The 22,467-nt window shown below is 60.1% G+C and carries 16 protein-coding genes and 1 pseudogene; 10 read left to right on the plus strand and 7 right to left on the minus strand.

What is annotated here, in order from left to right:
* The first annotated feature begins 71 nt into the window (after positions 1–71).
* Both QRN46_RS18220 and QRN46_RS18225 read left to right on the plus strand, forming a co-directional pair.
* On the plus strand, positions 72–2,624 hold the full coding sequence (locus QRN46_RS18220) for a helix-turn-helix transcriptional regulator (protein WP_285356351.1): 2,553 nt from the start codon (positions 72–74) through the stop codon (positions 2,622–2,624).
* Positions 2,625–2,763: 139 nt separating this feature from the next.
* Positions 2,764–6,195, plus strand: a complete 3,432-nt coding sequence (locus tag QRN46_RS18225; RefSeq protein ID WP_221615061.1) for a dermonecrotic toxin domain-containing protein — start codon at positions 2,764–2,766, stop codon at positions 6,193–6,195.
* Positions 6,196–6,210: 15 nt separating this feature from the next.
* Here the strand turns inward: QRN46_RS18225 and QRN46_RS18230 are convergent, their stop codons facing one another.
* A complete protein-coding gene (locus QRN46_RS18230) occupies positions 6,211–7,005 on the minus strand; it encodes an IclR family transcriptional regulator (RefSeq protein WP_011332513.1) in 795 nt (264 codons plus the stop codon).
* Positions 7,006–7,168: 163 nt separating this feature from the next.
* Here QRN46_RS18230 and hmgA point away from each other — a divergent pair, with 163 nt between their 5' ends.
* The 4 genes from hmgA to QRN46_RS18250 all read left to right on the plus strand — a co-directional run bounded on the left by hmgA (position 7,169) and on the right by QRN46_RS18250 (position 11,902).
* Positions 7,169–8,464 (plus strand): homogentisate 1,2-dioxygenase, encoded by a 1,296-nt coding sequence (gene hmgA / locus QRN46_RS18235; RefSeq protein WP_221615062.1) that lies wholly within the window; start codon positions 7,169–7,171, stop codon positions 8,462–8,464.
* A 3-nt stretch (positions 8,465–8,467) separates the two neighbouring features.
* Complete coding sequence (fahA, locus tag QRN46_RS18240; RefSeq protein ID WP_011332515.1) at positions 8,468–9,772, plus strand: fumarylacetoacetase; 1,305 nt, start codon at positions 8,468–8,470, stop codon at positions 9,770–9,772.
* Positions 9,773–9,784: 12 nt separating this feature from the next.
* Positions 9,785–10,423 (plus strand): maleylacetoacetate isomerase, encoded by a 639-nt coding sequence (maiA, locus tag QRN46_RS18245; protein ID WP_011332516.1) that lies wholly within the window; start codon positions 9,785–9,787, stop codon positions 10,421–10,423.
* A gap of 81 nt (positions 10,424–10,504) precedes the next feature.
* On the plus strand, positions 10,505–11,902 hold the full coding sequence (locus QRN46_RS18250; RefSeq protein ID WP_285356354.1) for an MFS transporter: 1,398 nt from the start codon (positions 10,505–10,507) through the stop codon (positions 11,900–11,902).
* On the opposite strand, the gene QRN46_RS18255 is transcribed toward QRN46_RS18250, so the two are convergent.
* Positions 11,826–12,629, minus strand: a complete 804-nt coding sequence (locus tag QRN46_RS18255; protein WP_011332518.1) for a SirB1 family protein — start codon at positions 12,627–12,629, stop codon at positions 11,826–11,828. The genes QRN46_RS18250 and QRN46_RS18255 overlap by 77 nt on opposite strands.
* 184 nt (positions 12,630–12,813) lie before the next feature.
* On the opposite strand from QRN46_RS18255, the gene QRN46_RS18260 reads away from it, so the two are divergent.
* Complete coding sequence (locus QRN46_RS18260) at positions 12,814–13,833, plus strand: Glu/Leu/Phe/Val dehydrogenase family protein (protein WP_011332519.1); 1,020 nt, start codon at positions 12,814–12,816, stop codon at positions 13,831–13,833.
* Between the two features lie 155 nt (positions 13,834–13,988).
* Here the strand turns inward: QRN46_RS18260 and QRN46_RS18265 are convergent.
* Positions 13,989–14,246: pseudogene (locus QRN46_RS18265) on the minus strand (YebG family protein); the annotation flags it as partial.
* A gap of 293 nt (positions 14,247–14,539) precedes the next feature.
* Between QRN46_RS18265 and QRN46_RS18270 the strand changes: the two are divergent.
* Positions 14,540–15,040, plus strand: coding sequence for a phosphate-starvation-inducible protein PsiE (locus QRN46_RS18270; protein WP_007957255.1), 501 nt, complete (start codon positions 14,540–14,542; stop codon positions 15,038–15,040).
* On the opposite strand, the gene QRN46_RS18275 is transcribed toward QRN46_RS18270, so the two are convergent.
* From QRN46_RS18275 to QRN46_RS18285, 3 genes are all read right to left on the minus strand, one after another.
* Entirely contained in the window at positions 15,037–15,354 is a 318-nt protein-coding gene (locus QRN46_RS18275; RefSeq protein WP_201819066.1) for a DUF3509 domain-containing protein, read from the minus strand. The genes QRN46_RS18270 and QRN46_RS18275 overlap by 4 nt on opposite strands.
* Positions 15,355–15,553: 199 nt before the next feature.
* Positions 15,554–16,855 carry an HAAAP family serine/threonine permease gene (locus tag QRN46_RS18280; RefSeq protein WP_201819068.1) on the minus strand — a complete coding sequence of 434 codons (1,302 nt, stop codon included), beginning with the start codon at positions 16,853–16,855 and terminating at the stop codon, positions 15,554–15,556.
* Between the two features lie 63 nt (positions 16,856–16,918).
* The gene (locus QRN46_RS18285; RefSeq protein WP_285356360.1) at positions 16,919–18,295 is read right to left on the minus strand and encodes an L-serine ammonia-lyase; all 1,377 of its coding nucleotides are present in this window, start codon (positions 18,293–18,295) and stop codon (positions 16,919–16,921) included.
* A gap of 135 nt (positions 18,296–18,430) precedes the next feature.
* Here QRN46_RS18285 and QRN46_RS18290 point away from each other — a divergent pair, with 135 nt between their 5' ends.
* Together QRN46_RS18290 and QRN46_RS18295 are read left to right on the plus strand one after the other, a co-directional pair.
* Complete coding sequence (locus tag QRN46_RS18290) at positions 18,431–19,378, plus strand: LysR substrate-binding domain-containing protein (protein ID WP_201819070.1); 948 nt, start codon at positions 18,431–18,433, stop codon at positions 19,376–19,378.
* Positions 19,379–19,578: 200 nt separating this feature from the next.
* Complete coding sequence (locus tag QRN46_RS18295; protein ID WP_011332524.1) at positions 19,579–19,986, plus strand: HPF/RaiA family ribosome-associated protein; 408 nt, start codon at positions 19,579–19,581, stop codon at positions 19,984–19,986.
* A 70-nt stretch (positions 19,987–20,056) separates the two neighbouring features.
* Here the strand turns inward: QRN46_RS18295 and fecA are convergent, their stop codons facing one another.
* A complete protein-coding gene (gene fecA / locus QRN46_RS18300) occupies positions 20,057–22,390 on the minus strand; it encodes a TonB-dependent Fe(3+) dicitrate receptor FecA (RefSeq protein ID WP_201819077.1) in 2,334 nt (777 codons plus the stop codon).
* Positions 22,391–22,467: the final 77 nt, after the last annotated feature.

The raw sequence follows: 22,467 nt of genomic DNA on the forward strand, positions 1-22,467 counted from the left end.
TACTGAATACTCGTCAACAAGCGCCGGGGAGAGGGCTAGGGTGAGCGTACAACGATAAAAAGGCGTACCCGATGACCGCCATGACCCACGCTCCGGATCGCCCGGGATTTCTGCCCAGACTCTCAGCTCATCATCTTCCACGTCCACATCTGACTGCATCACTGCTCGAGTCTGCGGCACGGGTCCGGCTGATCTGTGCACCGGCCGGCAGTGGCAAAAGCACGCTGTTGACCGAATGCCTGCTGCAGGCGCCCGCCGAATGTACGGTGTGCTGGCTGCCGCTGGCGGGCCTGTCGATGAGTGTCGCGGCATTTTGCGAGCGGCTGGCGCAGGCATTGGGGCTGGCAGCGGCGGATGAGTCGTCGCTGCTGCATGAGCTGGCGCGCCGGTCCTCGCCGGTGTGGGTGTTTCTCGACGATTACTGCCGTGTTGAAGAACCCGCGCTGGATGCATTGCTCGACCGGATGCTGGCGCTTGCCAGTCCCGCCGTCACCTGGTGGATCGGCACCCGTCGACGCCCGCAATGCAACTGGCCGCGCCTGCTGCTTGATGACGCCGTGTACGAGTGCGAAAGCGCGGCGCTGGCGTTGAGTCGCGGCGAGATTGCACAACTGTTGCGGCACCTGCCGCCAGCCCAGGCCGGCGACGTGGCCGGGCGGATCCTCCAGCGCAGCGGTGGCTGGTGCGCCGGGGTGCGGATACTGTTGATGCAAAAATGCGACTGGTCGCAAAAGACCTTGCCGCAGCAACGCATGGATACCCTGCTGGACTATCTGCAACACGAACTGTTCAACGGTTTGAGCCCGGAGCTGGCCGACGCCTGGCGGGTGCTGGCGCATTTGCCGCGGTTCAACGCCAGTCTGTGCGATCACCTGTTCGGTGCCGGCGAAGGGGCGCAGTGGATGCGCACGCTACAAACCCTCGGGTGTTTTATCGAACCCTGGCAAGGGTCGCCGGACTGGTTGCAGGTGTGTGCTCCGCTGTCGCGTTTGATGCGCGACGAACCCTGGTCGGCCGGACGTTCCTGGCATCGCCTGGCCTGCCAGTGGTTTGCTGCCGGCCAGCATTGGAAATGCGCCTTCGAACAGGCGTTGCTGGCCGAAGAGTACGAAGTCGCGGTGAGCCTGCTGCAGCACTTTACGTTCGAGCATCTGTTCGAGGAGCAGACGGTTGTGCTGTTGTTGCGCCTCTACGAGCAGCGAGGCGAGGAATTGCTGCTGGGTTCGGCGCAACTGGTCGGGCTGATCACGGCAGCGCTGTTGTTTGCCGGGCGTTTTGCCCAGGCGGCGGATTGCATCGGGCAACTGTCGCGTTTTCTTCCGCCACCGTCGGCGGGTCAGCAACGGCAATTGATCGCGCGCTGGCAGGCTCAGCAAGGCTGGCTGTTGCATTTGCAGGGGCACATGGACGAGGCGCGCGCGCATTTCGAGCAAGCCTTGAACGATCTTTCGCCGCAGGCCTGGACGGCGCGCCTGCTGTGCCTGTCGGGCCGCACTCAGCAAGCGTTGCTGTGCGGTGATCTGGAGCTGGCGCATTCGATCAATCGTGAAGCGTTGTGCCTGGCCCGGGCCGAGGGGTCATTGCTGCTCGAGGCGTTGCTGGAGCTGGATCACGCCCAGCTGCTGGAGCAACGGGGGGCGACGGCTCGCGCCGAAGACTTGCTGGCCGGTCTTTGCGAAATGCTCGGCGCGTCCGTCGAGCGACCGACGCCGATGCTGGGGCGCATCGCCCTGCGTCGAGGGCGGCTGGCACTGACCATGGGGCAGCAAGGCCGGGCGGCCGTGTTCTTTCAACAAGGGCTCGACGACTGCCTGCGCAGCTATGACAAACGAGTGCTGTACGGCTTTCTGGGACAGGCACAACTGGCCGCCGATCAGGGCGATTATCCGCGGGCATTCATGCGTCTGCGTGATGCAGAGCGGCTCATGCAACAGCGGCAGATTCCCGACACGGTTTATCGCGGCGTTCTGCTGCAGGTCAGCAGCGAATTCTGGTTGCAACAAGGGCGACCAGAACTGGCTCGCGAAGCATTGAGTCGCGTGCTCAGGCACTATCGTGGCCCGCGCGCACGGCAGGCCCCGCCGGCGACGCTGGAACTGGTTCCGCGCATCGAGTGTTTGTTGATTCTGTCCGAGACCCGCTTGCATCAGATGCAAATCTCTCTGGTTCGCCTGCGTGCCTTGCTGACGTCGGCACAGGCTCGAGGAATGGTGAGGCTGGAGGCCGAGTTACTGTTGACGCTGACCGAAGTGGCGCTGATCCTGGGCGAGCCAGATCAAGCCAGGAGTTTCTTCGATCAGGGTTGCCAGATCATAACGCGCTGCAGCCTGCAGCAAATGCTGGCTGAGCTCTATATCCGATGCGTGGAGATGCCCTCGCGCTGGCGCATTGATGAAGCAGCGGAACAGGTGGACGAACAATCTACGACGATCAACCCTCTCAGTCAGCGAGAACTTAAAGTCCTGCAACTGATTGCCTTCGGCGATTCCAATCTACAAATTGCCGAGAAGTTGTTCATCTCATTGCATACAGTAAAAACTCATGTCCGTCGTATACATAGCAAATTGGGTGTTGAGCGCCGAACTCAGGCGGTGGCGAAGGCCAAGTTGCTGAATTTGTGTTGAGTTGTTTAAGTCTCGCCTTGATATTTAGACTTGTTGAAATATATGGCGTCTTTGATTTTTTAATTGGATGGGGCATTTTCGCTACAGTGAAAGTGACATTGAGTTGCTTTCGTTTTGTATGACATACAGGATGTGCCCAATGGGAATGATGTTTAAAGAATCAATGGTTGACGCTGTTTTGGATAATCCGGATGGGCAAGTTGCGCTGGATGACGCACGGCGTGCGGGAGAAGAGTTGAGGGGGATGCTGGAACGTTCTCCTTCCCTGAGAGAAGTTGTACGAAAAAGGCTTTCGGAACGATTCGAACGATTGGGGAAGTCTCTTGATGTGGAGCGTTTGTATATCAATGCCGGTTCTGATCAATATGAAATCGAGAGCAGGCCGTCCGGTTCCATACTTGATGTTTTTTTTGATCTCCTGAAGCGTGCTGTTTATCCGTCTTATATCCAGAATCATGACTTTGTCTATTTGAGCCCGGGTACAACAGATGCGCGCTTGAAAATCGAGAGTTTAAAGATTGTCGACGTCGAGGACGTTTTGACTCAGGCGTTACAACAGTTGGCCAGTGATCAGGCGAGCGCCTCGCGTCAATATTGGAGCAGTTCAATTCGCAGCCAGTCCGGGGAGTTGACAACTCACAAAGTATTGTTGGAAGCGGCGTTTGCCGAAGCATTGCGGGCCGAGTTGGCTCTGACGGAAGTAGCAGGTTCGCTCAAGAGTTATCAGGCACTGCGTGCCAGGGAGATGTTGAGGATGGACTCGCCCGGTGCGTATAAAATCAGTATTCGCGCGACATCCGGTATTGCGCGGGATCTGGCGTCTGGCTTTGTCATGTCCTATTCCAGCATCGCAGATTCTGAGGTCAAGCTGTCCAGCGATGCTTATGGCTGGTTCCTTTATACCCCGGACAAGGGTTTCGAATATTTCTCCAGCAGTTCCGACTTGCATGCAGCACTGTGCAGCCGACTGGCAGTCGCGCCTGATGCCATCAGGTATCCGGCATTGTCAGTCAGCCTGTTCACACACTGCGTGGACAGCAGGCTCAAGGAGCAGGAGACACACTTTGCTGCACGGCTCAGATCCGGTGAGCAACGCCAGGAAGGATTTGTCCAGGAACTGGAAAAAATTCATCAGGTCTTTGCGATGCATTCGGATCTGAACCAACGGATCGGCGCTCTGCGCGTACTCGTCAAGCGTCTGACGTGGCCAGACTGGTTAAAATCGGCCGGTGAGTCTGTAGGTCATGCTTACGAAACCCTGGAGGCTTCGAAAGAAGGGTATGAATTCGAGCACGCCCAGGTATTCGATACGCTGTTCTCACTGCGTCATTTCGCCGTAGAACATTTCGGTGCCTGGTGTGAAAGCGCATTGGGCATGCGTCTGGACCCGGATGCGATCAAGGTCCACAGCCTGCACCGGATCAAGGTCGGCGGACGCACGATCGAGCAGGAGGACACTTGCACCCTGACCGAGTTCATCGTTATCGGCCTGCAGGATGCCGGCAACCGCGCGAGCCTGCGCATAGAGGGTGCTCCGGCAGATAGCGGGTTGACCGTCGCCAGACTGGAAGGCTGGTTATCCAATCGGGACCTGCGCGTGGAGTTCAGCAATTCCCTGCCGTCCGACAGTCCGCAAATGTTTCGCGAGTCCTACTTCAATTATCTGCACAGTCAGGCGGAGTTCGCACTGTTCGTTGCCCAACATTCTGCAGTTTTCAATGAAGCAGATGCTGCATTGATCAAACGCACGTTGCAGGGTGACCCTTCCGTGGAAATTCGCGGAGTGAAACTGAAATCTCGACCTTCGATTTTGCAAGACGTGCTGTTGTTCGTTTCGCGCACAACAAGTACTCGTTACGCGTTGATGAAAATGCCCCATGGTCAATTCGAATTCGTGAAGTTTGCCGACATTTACCAGTTCAATCGCTGGCTGGAGTCTATGTTGTCGGATAATCGCGCGTATGCCGAATCATTGATCCCGCCTGACGACCTGGCCACTGCCGGCCAACTGATGGGAGGAGGATCTACCGCACTGCATTACATGTATGAACTGGATCCTTTGCCGGGTTACATGGCTCTGAAGGCGGGTGAGCCGTTATTCGGTTATAGCGAAGTGGCTTATGCGAATGAAGCAGGCCGTGTTCGAGCGCTGGCACCTCCAGCCTACACCTATGCGGGAATAGCGGCGCGGCAAAGATATGTGCGCCTCAGTACTGAACTCAGGGCATTGTCGATGGTGAACTCCCGGGATAATGGCTTTCCGACTTTTGAGCAATTTACCCGTGCCCTGATCAAACAAAGGATTGAAGAATTACTGCTTTCTCGTGGTCAGACGGTTCAAGTCGATCCCGATAAAATCATGATTCAGACCGACGATTTTCATCTGGATCTGACCACTGTCCTGATTGAAGGCCATAACTTCGACGTCCCCGAGACGCCCGGTCGGACGCCTGATGAGAATCCGAAGTTCTACGTGACCGGTGGACACCCTTCGATTGAAAAACTGGATATCAGGGATCTTTCCAGCTGGTCGGAAACCTTGCGTCCTGGGAATCACTACACCCGTCTTTTGCAAAACGACTATCTGGACCGGAAACATCCGGGCTATGAGTTCAAGCGGGCTGTGCATGCCACAAAAATCCGCTGCGAGATGCACTTCGACGCCTGTCATCAGTATTTCTCCGGGAACCTCTCTACGGAAGTCTTCAAAGGGATTCAACGCCTGGTCGACAACCTGAGCGAGACCGCCGGCACGGATGGCTCTCCGTTTCCATCGAATACAAACGAGGGGATCTACAAGTTCCGCCTGCTGAGCCGGCGAATCGTCGAAGGTGTTTATATTTTCCGGATGTCCATTAATGGAAAATTCCATGACTATCTTTACACGCCCAATGCGCCTGACGGTGTGAGTTTCCGTTCGCTCAACGAGTTTGTCGGCTCCATTCGTTACCGTTATGGGCCTTTCCGTGATTACTACACGGCGAGGGTGAAGATTGACGACCGCAAGGTTGTGGATGATTACTTCGACAACCTTGTTGCCACGGTCAATGCCGTCGCACCACCTCAACCCGAAGGCCAGGTACGGTTGCTGGGTCTCTCTATGCTTCATGACGACAGTATCTATCGCGTTCTCAGCGATATTGACGCACGAACCACAAGTCTGAATGAGGTCATAGCCGGTCTGGTGTATGACAATGTGATTTTTGCCGCCAACATTATCAGTCTTGTGATTCCTCCCGTTGGAGTAGTGGTCACCGCCGTGGAAGTGTTCAAGAGCCTTTATGACGGTGCCAGAGCGTATGAGCAGGGTGATTACTCATCCGCCTTTGGCCACGGAAAATCCGCGCTGATCGGATTGGTGAGTCTCGGAAAGGCAGCCGCAGCCGGCAAACCGGTCAAGGTGACACAGGCTCAGAAGAGTTTGTTTGACCTGGGCAAGGATGCCAGGACCGTGGTGGGCTGGATGGCCCAGGCCACAGGGCAGAAGTTGGGAGAAAAGCGCCTGATCGAAATCATCGAGCAATTGATGAAGGATCATCAGAGCCGCAGGAGTCAGACCACCGTCCTGTGACAGGCGGATCGAGCCTCAAGCGTCTAGTGCTTGAGGCTCATGACCCATCCGCCAGCTCACGGCCCGCGTCGCAGCCAATAACCGCTGCGCCGCCGGGCCGTTTTCGTCGGCATGAAACAGCGAGGTCGGGCCGACGATGGTCAACACCGCAGCGACCTGTCCGAGGGCGTTGAACACCGGTGCCGACAAGGCGTCCACACCGGGCATCAGCAAGCCGTGGACATGATGCAGACCGCGTTCGCGGATCTGTTCGCACAACGCCTCATAAGCTTTTTCGTCCGCCAGCGGTTGGCCGCCGCTGGCGATTTCCTGTTCGCGCAATTCATCGGTTTCCCGGTGCGGCAGGTACGCGGCGAAGACCAGACCGGTGGAGGAACTGAGCAGCGGCAATACCGAGCCCAGTTGCGTCACTACCGTTACCGCGCGCACCGCCGGTTCGATGTGCACCACGGTCGCGCCCTGATTGCCCCACACCGCGAGGAAACAGGTTTCGTTGAGTTCGTCGCGCAACTCGGCCAGCGGCAGGGCGGCAACTTTCAGCACGTCCATACTGTTGAGTGCGGCCAGGCCCACGCGCAGCGCTTCGCGGCCGAGGCCGTAATGGTTGGTGGCGGTGTTCTGTTCGGCGAAACCGCTGGCGATCAAGGCCTGCAGATAACGGTGAACCTTGCTCGCCGGCATCTGCACATGTTCGGCCAGACGCGACAGCGAAGTGGACGGCGACAACTCGGCCAGGGCCTTGAGGATGTCGGTGCCGACTTCGGCGGAGCGGACTTTCTGTTTGCCGTTGCTGTCGCTGGTCTTTTCCATGGTGCTGCCGTGTCCCGGAACGAATGGGCGTCTTTATAGCTTGACGCTGGATAGCGAGCAAATTACGTTATGCGTAATTGAATTACGATAAAAATAACCCCGGCGTGCCAAGACCTCTGATCCAGAGCGTCCGGCCATGCCGACGCCCTGTTCAGGAGGCTCCATGAACCTCGATTCAGCCCTGGCTTACCAGTCCGGTTTCGGCAACGAATTCAGCTCGGAAGCGTTGCCCGGCGCACTGCCCGTCGGCCAGAACTCCCCGCAGAAAGCCCCGTACGGTCTGTACACCGAACTGTTCTCCGGCACCGCGTTCACCATGACCCGCAGCGAAGCGCGGCGTACGTGGATGTACCGGATCCAGCCGTCGGCCAATCACCCGGCATTCGTCAAACTGGAGCGGCAACTGGCGGGCGGCCCGTTGGGTGAAGTGACCCCCAATCGCCTGCGCTGGAACCCGCTGGACCTCCCGACCGAACCGACCGACTTCATCGACGGTCTGGTGAGCATGGCGGCCAACTCCGGCGCCGACAAACCGGCCGGCATCAGCATCTATCACTATGGCGCCAACCGTTCGATGGAGCGCGTGTTCTTCAACGCCGACGGCGAGCTGCTGCTGGTACCGCAACTGGGTCGCTTGCGCATCGCCACCGAACTGGGTGTGCTGGACGTGGCGCCGCTGGAAATCGCCGTGTTGCCACGGGGCCTGAAATTCCGCGTCGAACTGCTCGACCCGCAAGCACGCGGGTACGTCGCCGAGAACCATGGCGCGCCACTGCGCCTGCCGGACCTGGGGCCGATCGGCAGCAACGGCCTGGCCAATCCACGGGATTTCCTGACCCCGGTCGCCGCCTACGAAAACCTGCAACAACCGACCACCCTGGTGCAGAAATTCCTCGGCCAGTTGTGGGGTACCGAACTCAATCACTCGCCGCTGAACGTGGTCGCCTGGCACGGCAACAACGTGCCGTACAAGTATGACCTGCGCCGCTTCAACACCATCGGCACCGTCAGTTTCGATCACCCGGACCCATCGATCTTCACCGTGCTGACCTCGCCGACCAGCGTCCACGGTCTGGCCAACCTCGACTTCGTGATCTTCCCGCCGCGCTGGATGGTGGCCGAGAACACCTTCCGTCCGCCGTGGTTCCACCGCAACCTGATGAATGAATTCATGGGCCTGATCCAGGGCGAATACGACGCCAAGGCCGAAGGTTTCTTGCCCGGCGGCGCGTCCCTGCACAGCTGCATGAGCGCCCACGGCCCGGACGGCGAGACCTGCACCAAAGCTATCAACGCGGACCTCAAACCGGCGAAGATCGACAACACCATGGCCTTCATGTTCGAGACCAGCCAGGTGCTGCGCCCAAGCCGCTTCGCCCTCGACTGCCCGCAATTGCAATCCACTTACGACGCCTGCTGGGCCACGCTGCCCGCCACGTTCGATCCGACCCGGAGATAACCCATGACTCAGAATTCCATCACCCGCAGTTGGGTCGCCTCGGCCAACGGTCACGCGGATTTCCCATTGCAGAACCTGCCGCTGGGCGTATTCAGCACCAACGGTTCGGCACCGCGCGCGGGCGTGGCGATTGGCGAACACATCTTCGATCTGCAAGTGGCGCTGGAATCCGGTCTGTTCGACGGCGCCGCGCGCAGTGCAGTCGAAGCCATGCGCGGCGGTCAGTTGAACGCGTTCTTCGAACTCGGCCGCGACGCCCGCGCTGCCTTGCGCGAGCGTCTGCTGGAACTGTTCAGCGAAGGCAGCACTCACCGCGGCAACATTGAAGCCCAGGGCGCAAAACTGCTGCCACTGGCCGCCGATTGCCAGCTGCACCTGCCGGCGCGCATCAGTGACTACACCGACTTCTACGTCGGCATCGAACACGCGCAGAACGTCGGCAAACTGTTCCGTCCGGACAACCCGTTGCTGCCGAACTACAAACACGTGCCGATCGGCTACCACGGTCGCGCGTCCACTGTGCGCGCTTCCGGTGCCGACGTGCGCCGCCCTAAAGGCCAGACCCTGCCGGCCGGCGCAACCGAGCCGACCTTCGGCCCGTGCGCGCGGCTGGACTATGAGCTGGAACTGGGGATCTGGATCGGTCAGGGCAACGAGATGGGCGAGCCGATCGCCATTGGTGATGCCGCCGAACACATCGCCGGTTTCTGCCTGCTCAACGACTGGTCGGCCCGTGACATCCAGGCCTGGGAATACCAGCCGCTCGGCCCGTTCCTGTCCAAGAGCTTCATCACCAGCGTCTCGCCATGGGTGGTGACCGCCGAAGCGCTGGCGCCATTCCGTACCGCGCAGCCGGCGCGTCCGCAAGGTGACCCGCAGCCGCTGCCGTACCTGCTCGACAAGCGCGATCAGGAGGGTGGTGGCTTTGACATCGAGCTGGAAGTGCTGCTGCTCACCGAGAAAATGCGCGAGCAGAACCTGCCGGCCCATCGCCTGACCCTGAGCAACACCCGTTACATGTACTGGACCGTCGCGCAAATGGTCGCGCACCACAGCGTCAATGGCTGCCAGTTGCAGGCCGGTGACCTGTTCGGTTCGGGCACTTTGTCCGGCCCTGAGAACGGTCAGTTCGGCAGCCTGCTGGAAATCACCGAGGGCGGCAAAAAGCCGATCGAACTGGCCTCCGGTGAGGTGCGCAAATTCCTTGAGGACGGCGACGAAATCATCCTGCGCGCCCGCTGCGCCCGCGAAGGTTTTGCCTCCATCGGTTTCGGCGAATGCCGTGGCACCGTGCTGGCGGCGCGCTGACAGGAGCGGCTCATGGATCTCTACACCTATTACCGTTCCACCTCGTCGTACCGGGTGCGGATTGCGCTGGCGCTCAAGGGCCTCGACTATCAGGCGTTGCCGGTCAACCTGATCGCACCGCCCGGTGGCGAGCATCGGCAACCGGCGTACCTGGCGATCAATCCCCAGGGCCGGGTGCCGGCGCTGCGCACTGACGATGGCAAGTTGCTGATTCAGTCGCCGGCGATCATCGAGTATCTGGAGGAGCGTTATCCACAGGTGCCGTTGTTGCCCGAAGACCTCGTTGCCCGCGCCCGGGTGCGCGGTGTGGCGGCGGTGATCGGCTGCGACGTGCATCCGCTGCACAACGTCAGCGTGCTCAATCGCCTGCGCGGTCTGGGGCATGACGAGCCGCAGGTCAACGAGTGGATCGGCCACTGGATCAGTCAGGGGCTGGCGACGGTGGAGCAGTTGATCGGCGACAGCGGCTTCTGTTTCGGCGAGTGGCCGTGTGTGGCGGACGTGTACCTGATTCCGCAGTTGTACGCGGCCGAGCGTTTCAATGTTTCGCTGGAGGCGTATCCACGGATTCGTCGGGTGGCTGCGTTGGCTGCTGAACATCCGGCGTTCATTGCGGCGCATCCGGCGAATCAGCCGGACACGCCGAAGTAGCATTTGATGGCTCTCGTGCAGCGCACGGGAGCCATTACGGTTACCCGCAAAAAATCATAAAAACAAAACAGGTACCTTGCGATGCATAACCAGATTGCCAGCTTTCGGGCGGCACTCGACGCCCGTCCTGTGTCCCGCTTTCAGTGGTTGCTCCTGATTCTTCTCGCCTTGCTGCTGGTCACCGACGGCTATGACGCCCAGGTGCTCGGTTACGTGGTGCCGGCACTGGCGCAGGACTGGGGCCTGGAAAAATCCGCATTCGGTCCGGTATTCAGCGCCAACCTTCTGGGCCTGACCCTCGGTTCGCTCGCTGTGACGCCGCTGGCCGATCGCTTCGGCGTTCGACGGATTCTGCTCGCCTGCGTGCTGATCTACGCCAGCCTCACCGTGCTGATGGTGTTCGCCGATTCCCTGAATACCCTGATGATCGCGCGTTTCATCTGCGGCATCGGCATGGGCGGCGCGATGCCCAGCGCCATGGCGTTGATGTCGGAATATTCACCGCCACGCCTGCGTACGCTGATGGTGACGCTGGCGGCCTGCGGTTTTTCTTTCGGCGGTGCGGCGGGTGGTTTTGTCGCGGCCGGTTTCATTGACCGTTTCGGTTGGCAAGCGGTGTTCCTCGCCGGCGGTGTCACGCCGTTGCTGTTGTTCCCGTTTCTCTGGTGGATGCTGCCGGAATCCTTGCCACGACTGCTGCGTGACGCACCACCCTATGCGCGCCTGCGCAAAGTCACCGCGCGAATGCTGCCAGACTGGCAACCGCCCGCCGCATCGGTCGAGCAGAATGAGCGCGAGCAGGGCAGCAAACTGACCGTGATGGAGTTGTTCCGCAATGGTTACGCACGTCCGACCTTGCTGATCTGGGCGACGTTTTTCGTCAGCCTGATCCTGCTGTATTTCATGATCAGCTGGCTGCCGTCGCTGCTGCTGGAAAGTGGCCTGAAACTCAATGAAGCGAACCTGGTGACGTCGATGTTCCTGTTCGCCGGCACGTTGGGGGCGATCTGCATGGCGTGGTTCGCCGACCGGCTGAAGAGCAAGGTGCTTCTGTTGTCCGGCGTGTTGGCCGGCGCGGCGGTGTGCACGATCCTGCTGGGCCTGAATCATGACAATCCGCGCTATCTGGTGGCCTGTGTGTTTGCGGCGGGGTTCTGCATCATCGGCGGGCAACTGACGCTTAATGCGTTCGCCAGCAATTTCTATCCGGCCCACGTGCGCGCCACCGGCACCGGTTGGGCGTTGGGAGTAGGGCGGTTCGGCTCGATTCTCGGGCCGCTGTTCGGCAGCCTGTTGCTGGCAACGCACATTCCGGTGGAGCAGATTTTCTTCTTCTGCGCGATTCCGGCGGTGATTGCGGCGTTGCTGATCATTCAGGTGCGTTCGCCAGCCACTGCGCTGTTCAGTGGACAACCGCGTTCGGTGGCAGATGGCCCAGCCGTTCCGTCAGGCGAAGTCGCTGAATCGGGTCGTCGCTGAGCAATAGCGCATGCTCCAGATCGAAACGCTCGGCGTTCGGGCAATCGAGACGCTGGTACAGACTGGCCCGCGCCAGGTAGTCGGCGGCGCTGGCGTTGCCCAGCTCGAGCACGCGCTCGGCATCGATCAGCGCCGCGATGAAGTCGTCGTGGGTCAGGTGCAACTGGCGCAGGTTGCGTGACAGACGCTGAAGCATTTGCAGAGGAGTGGCAGTCAGCAGGTGGTCGGCGTTGAGTTTCATCTGATGGCCGTACTGGCGATGCAGCAGTTCGCGGCAATCGTTCGGATACAGACGTCGTCCGCCGCACGGATCGAGCAGGTGATCGGCCCCGGGAACCTTGAGCAGGAAATGCCCGGGGAAGTTCACGCCAACCAGCGGAATCTCCAGACCACGGGCCAGTTCCAGAGCGATCAGTGCCAGCGCCAGCGGCTGGCCGCGTTTGGTCTGCATGACTTTGTGCACCATCGCTGCCTGTGGGCGCAACGGTACGAAATCATCCTGGGCAAACCCCAGATCGGTCATGCGCCGCAGCAGCGGTTGCGCCAGCTCGCTGACCGGCAGCAACGGCAAGCCATAGCTGACCCGCTGCTGCAGTTCCTTGAATTCCTGCAACAGCGCTTCGGGATCGGCTTGTTTGTCGTGCTCGGCGGCCATCCACAACGCCGCTTCGAACAGCGCGGGCGGTGAACGGTGCAGACAATCGAAGAAACGTTGGCGCGGACTCATCTAAATCTCCGGGGCATGCCTCGTTTTAGCCCCGTCTTTGCCATTCGTCCAGTGCCGGGCCGCGCTGCCATCGGGTTATGCCACAACCCTGTAATCGGTGGCGGCGCTTATTCCGGTGCGCTTCAGCAATTTTCGGGCGCAAGCCTATACTGGCGTCTACCAGAAGTGATTCGGGAGCCTGCCGATGTTCGCTCTCATGCAAAGCACTCGCCTGGAATCGCTGCACCTTAGCGTTGATCCGGTGTCCGGATTGAAGGCGGTCATTGCCATCCATAACAGTCGCCTCGGGCCAGCCCTGGGCGGGTGTCGTTATCTTGCCTATCCGAACGACGAATCCGCAGTCGAGGATGCCATACGCCTGGCCCAGGGCATGAGCTACAAGGCCGCATTGGCTGGTCTCGCCCAAGGCGGTGGGGTGGCCGTGATCGTGCGGCCGGCCCACGTGGAAAACCGCGCCGCACTGTTCGAAGCCTTCGGCCGTTGCATCGATCAGCTCGACGGGCGCTACATCACCGCCATCGACAGCGGCACTTCGGTGGCGGACATGGATTGCATCGCCCAGCAGACCCAGCATGTCACCAGTACCACCTCGGCCGGCGACCCTGCACCGCATGCGGCGATGGGCGTGTTCACCGGGATTCGCGCCACTGCGATGGCACGGCTCGGTAGCGACAACCTCGAAGGCTTGCGCGTGGCGATTCAGGGGCTGGGCAACGTCGGTTATGCCCTCGCTGAACAGCTGCACGCTGCCGGTGCCGAACTATTGGTCAGCGACATCGACCACGGCAAAGTGCAACTGGCGATGGAGCAGCTCAACGCCCATCCGATCGCCAACGACGCGTTGCTCAGCACGCCATGCGACATTCTCGCGCCGTGCGGTTTGGGCGGTGTGCTCAACAGCCACACGGTCACCCAGTTGCGCTGCTCGGCGGTGGCGGGTTCGGCCAACAATCAGCTGACGCACCTGGACGTCGCCGATCAACTGGAACGGCGCGGCATCCTGTATGCGCCGGATTACGTGATCAATGCCGGCGGGCTGATCTACGTTTCCCTCAAGCATCGGGGCGAAGAGCTGACGACCATCACTGCGCACCTGTCGAAGATCAGCTCGCGCCTTACCGAAGTCTTCGCCCACGCCCAGGCGGAAAAACGTTCACCCGCGCGGGTGGCTGACGAACTGGCGGAAAAGGTGTTGTACCGCTGAGATTCGTCCGGGCATGAAAAAGCCCCTGAGTCTTTCAACTCAGGGGCTATTCAATTCAGAGGCTTCAATTACTTCGCAGCCTTTGCCGCTTTGGCAGGTTTGGCTGGCGCTTCTACCGGTTCAGCCACGTCTGCTGGCTCGGTTGCCACAACCGGTGCAGCCGGTGCGTTGATTAGCTCCGACAGGGCATCAGGCTGGCTCTTGAACGCCCGGGCGAATACATCGCGGTTCTTCGCCATGAAGATCCCAACTTCTTCCACTTGCTGCTCGCTCAACGATGGAACGGCTTTTTCCAGCACTTCGGCCAATAGTTCGGCCAGTTCGAGCATTTTGTCATGACGGTCAGCTTCGGCTTTATCCATGAACAAGCGCTCCAGATCTCGGCTGCTGCGGTATACCACTTCGACGGCCATTCACCACCTCACATGCCTTCACATTAAGTTGTCTTCGCGACTACTGTATCTATATACAGCGAAAAGGATAAGCGAATCCCTGCGCTTTGGGTAGTGGCTTTTCAATGTAGACCGGATTCGGATTTTGTCAGCCCGACGCCTGCGCACAGGTGCGACCAAACGCCACGGCGCGGGTTTCGCGGCGGCTCGCCATGATGGCGTGGCCTCTTTTCTGCATGCATCTGCGTACGTGCGCAATAACCGTCACGTCCAGCAAGCAACATCCGCTCGAACCGGGCTAAGGAACCTTCATCGTGAAAATCAACTGGGCCGAGAAACTGCGGCAAAACGTGCATCAACTGGCCGAGTCCCTGGGCAACCTGTTCGTCGAGACCTTCCATTACCTGGCGCTATTCGCCATTGGTGCGGTAACCGCCTGGGCGGCGGTGATGGAATTTCTCGGGATGCTCGAGGAAGGGCACATCAAGATCGATGACATTCTGCTGCTGTTCATCTACCTGGAACTGGGGGCGATGGTCGGGATTTACTTCAAGACCAACCACATGCCGGTGCGCTTCCTGATCTACGTGGCGATTACGGCACTGACGCGCCTGCTGATCTCCAACGTCTCGCACCACAATCCGCCGGACATGGGGATCATTTACCTGTGCGGCGGGATTCTGCTGCTCGCATTCTCGATTCTGGTGGTGCGTTACGCCTCCTCGCAGTTTCCTTCGGTGAAAATCGAGAACCCGCACCGCAAGATCGGCACGGGTTCCAGTGAACATCCGGAAGTGGAGAAGGGCGAACTTTAAACGCCAGCGGCTGGCCGGGGCTGATGTTTGGCCTGACGCGGTGGCGGAGCGATTCCGTCGCCGCGGGTCATGGCATCGAGGATCGCCATGGCGCTGTGGCCCTGCTCGATGGCGATGCCGAATTGAATGCTTTGCACCAGGCGCTTCAGGCGCTTGGGATCATTGCGCTGTTCGGCGCTGATCATCCGTTTGGCGACGATCCGGCCGCCATTGGAGAGGGTCAGCATGATGCTGCCGTCGAGGCCCTGAATGCTCAGGTTGATCTGATAGTCCGGCGCAAAGGCATCGGTAATGATCTGAAAAGGATTGTCCATGATGCGTCACCGCCTGATTGAACGTGCAGTTGTTGACCGGCCTTGATCGGGTTGGTTCGCCAAACCTGACCATCGGCCCTTCCGTGGTCCTGTCTCCTTCAGCGATGTAGCAAGGGACATGCCGGGAATATTGTCGAACAATGAAACCGGCCAAAAAGAAGGCGAGCCCATGGCTCGCCTTCTTCGTTTACGGCCCGTTTCAGGGCAGAACCGAGTAGATGATCGCTGACAGTGCAATCAGGCCGATCAGCACCACGAACACGTTCGACACCTGACCCGAATACTGGCGCAAGGCCGGAACGCGGCGGATTGCGTACATCGGCATCAGGAACAACAGGCAGGCAATCACCGGCCCGCCGAGGGTTTCGATCATGCCGAGGATGCTCGGGTTGAAGGTCGCCACGGCCCAGCAGCTGAGGATCATGAACAGCGCGGTCGCACGGTTCAGCCAGCTCGCCGACATTACTCGGCCACGGCTGCGCAGGCTTTTGACGATCATGCCCTGAAAGCCTTCGCTGGCGCCGATGTAATGGCCGAGGAAGGATTTGGTGATCGCCACCAGCGCAATCAGCGGCGCGGCGTAAGCGATGACCGGAGTCTGGAAGTGGTTGGCCAGGTACGACAGGATCGAAATGTTCTGCGCCTTGGCCGCTGCCAGGTCTGCCGGCGACAGCGCCAGCACGCAGCTGAAGCAGAAGAACATCACCGTCACCACCATCATGCCGTGGGCCATGGCGAGGATACCGCTGCTCTTGCGTTCGGCCTGGTCGCCGTAGCGTTGTTTCTGCTCGACGGCGAACGCGGAAATGATCGGCGAATGGTTGAACGAGAACACCATCACGGGGATCGCCAGCCACAGGGTCTTGAGAAACACCGACATTTCCATCGGTTCTTGAGCACTGGCGAAGAACGCGCCGTTCCAGTTCGGAATCAGGCTGAAGCCGAGCAACAGCAGCGCGGCGACGAACGGATACACCAGCACGCTCATGGCTTTGACGATCACGCTCTGACCGCAGCGCACGATGGCCATCAGACCGAGGATCAGCGCCAGCGACAGCACCGCGCGCGGTGGCGGGGCGATGTGCAACTGGTGTTCGAGGAAGCTGCTGAGGGTGTTGGTCAGCGCCACGCTGTACACCAGCAGGATCGGGAAGATCGCGAAGAAATACAGCAGCGTGATCAGCTTGCCGGCACCGATGCCGAAGTGTTCTTCCACCACTTCGGTGATGTCACCGGAGCGGCCGGACAGTACGAAGCGGGTCAGGCCACGGTGCGCGAAGAAGGTCATCGGGAACGCCAGCAACGCCAGGATCAGCAACGGCCAGAAGCCGCCAACACCGGCGTTGATCGGCAGGAACAAGGTGCCGGCACCAATGGCCGTGCCGTACAGGCCGAGCATCCAGGTGGTGTCGAATTTGCTCCAGCCCTTGTGGGCTGTTTCGTTATTGCGTGTGCGGTCTACAGCGGGATTTTCGGCAGCAGGTGTGCGTACATCGGTCATCGTTTTTGCCTCGTTATTATTCTTGCTCGGGCTCACGTGTTACGGGCGGTCAGGGAGTGCTCCTCAGCACTCCACCCAGCTCACGGCCAAGCCGCCCCGTGAAGTCTCTTTGTATTTGTCATGCATGTCGGCGCCGGTATCGCGCATGGTGCGGATCACCCGGTCGAGGGAAATGAAGTGTTTGCCGTCGCCGCGCAGGGCCATTTGCGTGGCGTTGATCGCCTTCACCGCAGCGATGGCGTTGCGCTCGATGCACGGCACCTGCACGAGCCCGCCGACCGGGTCGCAGGTCAGGCCGAGGTTGTGTTCAAGGCCGATTTCGGCGGCGTTTTCCAGTTGCTCGGGCGTAGCGCCCAGCACATCGGCCAGACCCGCAGCGGCCATGGCGCAGGCGGAACCGACTTCACCCTGGCAGCCCACTTCGGCACCGGAGATCGAGGCGTTTTTCTTGCACAGGATGCCGACGGCGGCAGCGCCCAGAAAGAACGCAACCACGTCGTCGTCGGACGCGTCCGGGTTGAATTTCATGTAGTAGTGCAGAACGGCGGGAATGATCCCGGCAGCGCCATTGGTCGGCGCGGTCACCATGCGCCCGCCGGCGGCGTTTTCTTCGTTGACGGCGAGGGCGAACAGGTTGACCCACTCCATCGCCGACAGGGTCGAACTGATGACGTTCGGCTTGCCGATTTCCAGCAGGCTACGGTGCAATTTCGCAGCGCGGCGGGGAACATTCAGACCGCCAGGCAGGATGCCTTCGTGACGCAGGCCCTGCTCGACGCATTCGCGCATCACCGACCAGATGTGCAGCAGGCCCTTGCGGATCTCGGCGTCGCTGCGCCAGGCCCGTTCGTTGGCCATCATCAGTTCTGAAACCCGCAGGTTGTGTTGCTTGCACAGCGCCAGCAGTTCGACGGCGCTGGAGAATTCGTAAGGCAACTCGACGTCGCCGGCCGGCGCTACGCCGGATTCGGCTTCGGCCGCTTCGATGATGAAACCGCCGCCGACGGAGTAGTACGTTTGCTCGAACAGTTGGCCGGATGCACCGAAGGCCGTCAGCGACATGGCGTTGGGGTGGTAGGGCAGGCTCTCGTCCAGCAGCAGGAGATCGTGCTGCCAGTTGAAGGCGATTGAGCGTTTACCGGCTAGAGAGAGTTGGCCGGTTTCGCGCAGTTGCTGGATACGAGGCTCGATGGTCGACGGATCAATGCTGTCCGGCCATTCGCCCATCAAACCCATGACCGTCGCGCGGTCAGTGGCATGGCCGACACCGGTGGCCGAAAGCGAGCCGTACAAACGGATTTCCACCCGCTGCACATCGTTCAGCAAATGCTGGTCGATCAGCGCCTGGGCGAAGCTCGCGGCGGCGCGCATCGGGCCGACGGTGTGGGAACTGGACGGGCCGATGCCGACTTTGAATAGATCGAAAACACTGATAGCCATGCTAAACCCTTACAAGCAATGGAGTAGGAATCGCTGCCATTTTTTGTAGGACAAGCGCAATGTCGGCGATACTGCCTACCTCGCTTCGACGTGACTAACGAAACTTCCTAAGTAAGCCTTTAGCAGGACTAAACCATGAGTCGTCAATTGCATGCCCAGACTTACGTCTGGCTGCAGGTGTTTTCCTGTGCCGCGCGGCACCTGTCATTCACCCGTTGTGCCGAAGAACTGCACATCACGCCGGGGGCGGTGAGTCAGCAAATCCGACAGCTGGAAGAGCGGCTGGGATTTCGCCTGTTTCATCGCCGTGCGCGAGGCGTGGAGTTGAGCGCGGAAGGGCAGCGACTGGCGATCACGGTCAACGAGGCTTACGGCAGCATCGACGCGGAATTGCGTCGGCTGGATGCGGGGATGATCAGCGGGATTCTGCGGGTGCGCTCGATTCCATCGTTCCTCAGCAAATGGCTGACCCCGCGCCTGCCGCGCCTGCAACAGCGTTACCCGGACATCCAGCTGCGGCTGGTGGCCGAGGACAGCAGCGTGCCGTTGCATGAGGGGGATTTCGACCTGGCGATCGACCTGAACGACGGCAGTTATCCGGGACTGTTATCCACAGCCTTGCTCGACGAGCAGATATTTCCGGTGTGCGCACCGGGCCTGTTGCGCGGACGGCCGCCGCTGCACGGGCCGGCGGATCTGGTGCACTTCCCGCTGTTGCATGACATCACCGCCTGGCGCGGCAGCTATGAATACGCGGAGTGGGAGTTTTATCTGCATGCCATCGGTTTCGAGGGTGCCGATGTGCGGCGCGGGCACACGTTCAATCGCAACCACCTGACCATCGAAGCGGCGATTGCCGGCATGGGCGTGGCGATTGCCCGACGCACGTTGCTCAACGATGAGCTGGAGCGGGGGACGTTGATCGTGCCGTTCGGGATTTCGGTGCCCAATCACAAGCGCTATGTCTTGCTTTATGCGCCGGGGGCCCTGAGCCATCCGGGGGTGCGGGCGGTGCATGACTGGCTGGTGGAAGAGGCGGGGATTTTTCGCAGCCTGCACCCGTTGGGTGATGGCCAATTGTGAGCAGATTTTTCGGGGTGGCGGGGCAACCCAACTCCCGACCTTACCAGCGCTTTACTCGGTTGTCCGGCTTTTTTTGCGAATGAATATTTATCTTTTTTCAGGGGTTGAAATGTTCGTCCGGCGGGCCGATTGTTGTAATCAAGAGGTCACGAAATCCTGTTCCAGGCCTCTTGCGAGCTAGCTGAAATAAGGGATGAACTATGCAAATCCAAGTCAACAGCGACAACCATATTCAAAGCAGCAAACGACTGGAGGAGTGGGTACGCACCACAATTGAGAGCACGCTCGACCGTTATGAGGAAGACCTGACCCGTGTCGAAGTCCACCTGAGCGACGAGAACGGTGACAAACCAGGTCCTCATGATTTGCGCTGCCAACTGGAAGCGCGGCCAAAAGGCCATCAACCGATTTCCGTCACCCACAAAGCCGATTCGCTGGAACAGGCGATCGATGGTGCAGCCGAAAAACTGGAGCACGCGCTGGAGCACCTGTTTGGCAAACTGCGCGGCAAACCGCGAGCCGCTGTGGTGCCATTCACAAGCAAAGCCAATGACAAGCTATTGGCGGAGGAGTTTGACGAGAACGAACAGGCAGCGATCAACAGTTGATGCGCTGATTTTCCAAGCCACCCAATGAGAAAGGGCCTGCAATTGCAGGCCCTTTCTGTTTTCAACAGGATCAGAAAGCCACGGAGGTCTGCACGTACACCGTGCGCGGCTCGCCGACATACTTGCCCTTGTTGTTGTCATCGAACGAGCGGGTGAAGTATTGCGTGTTGAAGATGTTCTTCACCCCCACCGCCACGTTCAGGTCCGACAGCTGCGGGCCGAAGTCATAACCGGCACGGCTGCTGAACAGCATGTAGCCGGGGATCTTGCCGGTGCTGCCGTCGGCGCTTTCTTTCGAGGTGTTGGCGTTGTCGGCGAACTGGTCGCTCTGGAAGCTGCTGTCCAGGTTGAGTTTCCATGGCCCTTCGGTGTAACCGACGCCGATCGTGCCTTTGTGTTTCGACGAGAACGGCACACGATTGCCCTTGTTCGGCCCGTCTTCGCGGATGGTCGCGTTCACATAGGCGTAAGTGGCGTAAACATCGAAGCCGGCCAGCGCCGGGCTCAAGTCGTCGAGAGCATAATTGATGCTGGTCTCGATGCCCTGATGCCGGGTTTCGCCACGGGCGATTACCGAATCATTGGTCTGGTTGCTTTCGTACTGGTTGTCGAAGTTGATCAGAAATGCGCCGATCTCCGCTCGCAGCGCACCGTTGTCGTAACGGGTGCCGAGTTCCCAGGTGCGGGCCTTCTCCGGTTTCACTTCGCCGCTGCTGACGCGGTTGGGCATCTGGCTGTATTGCACGCTACCGAACGAACCTTCGGTGTTGGCGTACAGGTTCCAGCTGTCGGACAGGTGATACAGCACGTTCAGCGCCGGCAGCGCGGTGTTGTAGTCACCCTTGTATTTGACGTTGGTCAGGTTGTTGGTCTGTTGCGATTCGATCATCTCGTAGCGCACACCCGGGGTGATCGTCCACTTGCCGATGTCGATCCGGTCATCGACGAAAAACGCATTGGCTTCGGTGCCGCCGCGCGTGTCGCGGTCATTGCGGCTATTGGTGGTCGGGTACTCATTGCTGCTGATCGGCGTGCGATAGCGCAGTTCGTGGCCGGCCTCGTTGATATAGCGATAGCCGACGCCGACTTCATGGCTGGTGGCGCCGAGGTCGAAGCCTTGAGCGAAACGGGTTTCCAGACCGCGAACCCAATACTCGCGCGGCGACAGGGAGAGGAAGGTGCCCTGGTCCAGATAACCGCTGCGCAGGGTCTTGGTGAAGAAAGTATTGGCGGTGAATTCGCGGCGGTCTTCCTGATAGCGGTAGCCGACATTGAACATCGTGCGACGGCCCCAGAACTGGTCTTTCGGCCGGGTCGACTGATACGGGTCGGCATCGTAATCGGCGACGTTCAGGCCGCCCGGCATGTCGGCCTTGCCTTCGTAATACTGGGCCATGGCGTTGAAGCTGTTGGCTTCGTCGAGCTGGTATTTGCCCTTGAGGATCAGGTCGTCGATTTCCGTGTCGCTGTGTTCGCGCCAGTCGCCGCCTCGAGTGCCGGAGTACAGCAGAGCGCCGCCCAGGCCGTTGGCATTGGTGCCGCCGGCCAGCAGGTTGGCGCTGGTCTTGAAGCCGTCGTGGCTGGACGATGGGCTGGTTTCGGTCTGGAAGCCGCCCTTGACGGTCGGCTCGTCCGGAATCGCCCGGGTCACAAAGTTGACCACGCCGCCGACGTTCTGCGGGCCGTAACGCACGGCGCCGCCGCCGCGCACCACGTCCACCGCATCCATGTTGCCCATGCTGATCGGCGCGAACGACAACTGCGGCTGACCGTAAGGCGCGAACGGCACCGGAATGCCGTCCATCAACACCGTCGAACGTGCGGCCAGGCGCGGGTTGAGACCGCGAATACCGAAGTTCAGCGCCATGTCGTGGCTGCCGGTGCCGTTGTTTTCCGGCGCGTTGACCCCGGGAATGCGGTTGAGCACATCGCGGGCCTGAGTCGCGCCCTGGCGTTCGAATTCTTCGCGGCGGATCACGTCACGGGCACCGGGATGTTCGAAGACGTTGACCTGCGCCGCTTCACCCAACCAGTCGCCGACCACTCTCGAGGTGTCCAGCTCCAGTGCGCCGTCGTTCGACGGTTGCAGGCTGAAGGCATTGCCACCTTCGGCGCGGGCTTGCAGACCAGTGCCTTCGAGCAGCGCGTTCAGACCTTGCTCGGCTGTGTAGCTGCCTTCTAGGCCACGGCTCTGCACGCCGCTGGTGACTTGCGAGCCGAACGAAATCAGCACACCGGCTTCACGGCCGAACTGGTTGAGGGCGTTCTCCAACGACGACGGGGCGATGTGATAAGCCTTGGTGTCGGCAGCCTGCGCAAGGGGCAGGGCGCTGAAGCTCAGGCTGGCGCCGAGGACGAGGTTACGCAGGGTTCGGGCCAGCGGCGTGAGGCGGGTGGGTTGCATGAAGGACAGTCCTGAGAAGGTTGAATCAAGGGGGCTTTCCTTCTCTGTCACGCCAGATCTGAAAAACGGCTCATTTA

The organism is Pseudomonas sp. lyk4-R2A-10, assembly GCF_030209075.1.
In the GTDB taxonomy this organism is placed as follows: domain Bacteria; phylum Pseudomonadota; class Gammaproteobacteria; order Pseudomonadales; family Pseudomonadaceae; genus Aquipseudomonas; species Aquipseudomonas glycinae.

Coding starts and splice junctions, on each gene's coding strand:
- maiA (WP_011332516.1), top strand. CDS start 9,785: ATGGATCTCTACACCTATTACCGTTCCACCTCGTCGTACCGGGTGCGG.
- QRN46_RS18295 (WP_011332524.1), top strand. CDS start 19,579: ATGCAAATCCAAGTCAACAGCGACAACCATATTCAAAGCAGCAAACGA.
- QRN46_RS18225 (WP_221615061.1), top strand. CDS start 2,764: ATGGGAATGATGTTTAAAGAATCAATGGTTGACGCTGTTTTGGATAAT.
- QRN46_RS18290 (WP_201819070.1), top strand. CDS start 18,431: ATGAGTCGTCAATTGCATGCCCAGACTTACGTCTGGCTGCAGGTGTTT.
- fecA (WP_201819077.1), bottom strand. CDS start 22,390: ATGCAACCCACCCGCCTCACGCCGCTGGCCCGAACCCTGCGTAACCTC.
- QRN46_RS18250 (WP_285356354.1), top strand. CDS start 10,505: ATGCATAACCAGATTGCCAGCTTTCGGGCGGCACTCGACGCCCGTCCT.
- QRN46_RS18255 (WP_011332518.1), bottom strand. CDS start 12,629: ATGAGTCCGCGCCAACGTTTCTTCGATTGTCTGCACCGTTCACCGCCC.
- QRN46_RS18260 (WP_011332519.1), top strand. CDS start 12,814: ATGTTCGCTCTCATGCAAAGCACTCGCCTGGAATCGCTGCACCTTAGC.
- QRN46_RS18285 (WP_285356360.1), bottom strand. CDS start 18,295: ATGGCTATCAGTGTTTTCGATCTATTCAAAGTCGGCATCGGCCCGTCC.
- hmgA (WP_221615062.1), top strand. CDS start 7,169: ATGAACCTCGATTCAGCCCTGGCTTACCAGTCCGGTTTCGGCAACGAA.
- QRN46_RS18220 (WP_285356351.1), top strand. CDS start 72: ATGACCGCCATGACCCACGCTCCGGATCGCCCGGGATTTCTGCCCAGA.
- QRN46_RS18280 (WP_201819068.1), bottom strand. CDS start 16,855: ATGACCGATGTACGCACACCTGCTGCCGAAAATCCCGCTGTAGACCGC.
- fahA (WP_011332515.1), top strand. CDS start 8,468: ATGACTCAGAATTCCATCACCCGCAGTTGGGTCGCCTCGGCCAACGGT.
- QRN46_RS18230 (WP_011332513.1), bottom strand. CDS start 7,005: ATGGAAAAGACCAGCGACAGCAACGGCAAACAGAAAGTCCGCTCCGCC.
- QRN46_RS18275 (WP_201819066.1), bottom strand. CDS start 15,354: ATGGACAATCCTTTTCAGATCATTACCGATGCCTTTGCGCCGGACTAT.